Origin of the sequence: Stenotrophomonas pictorum JCM 9942 (assembly GCF_001310775.1) — a bacterium.
GTDB lineage: Bacteria > Pseudomonadota > Gammaproteobacteria > Xanthomonadales > Xanthomonadaceae > Stenotrophomonas > Stenotrophomonas pictorum.
The window spans coordinates 1-638 of the sequence record NZ_BAZI01000763.1 but is presented as its reverse complement, the minus strand read 5'-3'; the positions used below and the strand labels follow the sequence as shown (position 1 = coordinate 638).

Annotated in this window: 1 protein-coding gene; it reads right to left on the bottom strand. The window is 69.9% G+C overall.

From position 1 onward, the window contains the following. Positions 1-174: 174 nt before the first annotated feature. On the bottom strand, positions 175-638 hold a 464-nt coding region (locus tag JCM9942_RS17560), incomplete at its 5' end, for a transposase (protein ID WP_172675213.1).

The window sequence follows — 638 nt, the reverse complement described above, 5'->3', positions numbered from 1 at the left end:
GGGCACAGATCGGGGGTTCATGCGTGGGTTTTCGACATCGCGGGGCCACGCAGCGGCTCAGTGCGTAGCCATTTCTCACCGAATCCCGGCACAGGGCCGAGCGCAGCCCTGCGGGGTCGTGGCCGCATCGGATCGGACTCTGGCTTGGCTGCCGGCTGTGTGGCCGGCACCTCGTCACGCGGCCGGCGGCGGCGCGCGCGCTGCGGGCCGGTAGTGCGCTTGCTCCAGCGCGCCGTGCTTCTCGAAGTGGGCGAGGATGGCGCGGATGGCGGTGGGTTCCTCGATGCTGGCGACGATCCGTACCGCGCCGCCGCAGTGGGCGCAGGTGGTGATGTCGATGGAAAAGACCCGCTTGAGCCGTTGCGCCCAGCTCATCGCACGGCGCTTCTGCTCGGGGCTGCGCGGCTCGTCGTGGGCGCTGACGTCCACTGGCGCCGCATCGCCCGCAGGCCGCTTGCCGCGCCCCGAGGGCGTCAGCTGCGCACGCAGGTTTGCATTCGGGGCGAATACGCCGTGGAAGCGGGTGAGATGCGCGCGAGGTGGCGGGACCAGTGCCGCCAGCTTGGCGATGAAGTCCACCGCATCCCATTCGACATGCGTGGTCCCATTTCGCCACGGCGTCTTGAGCTGATACCGCA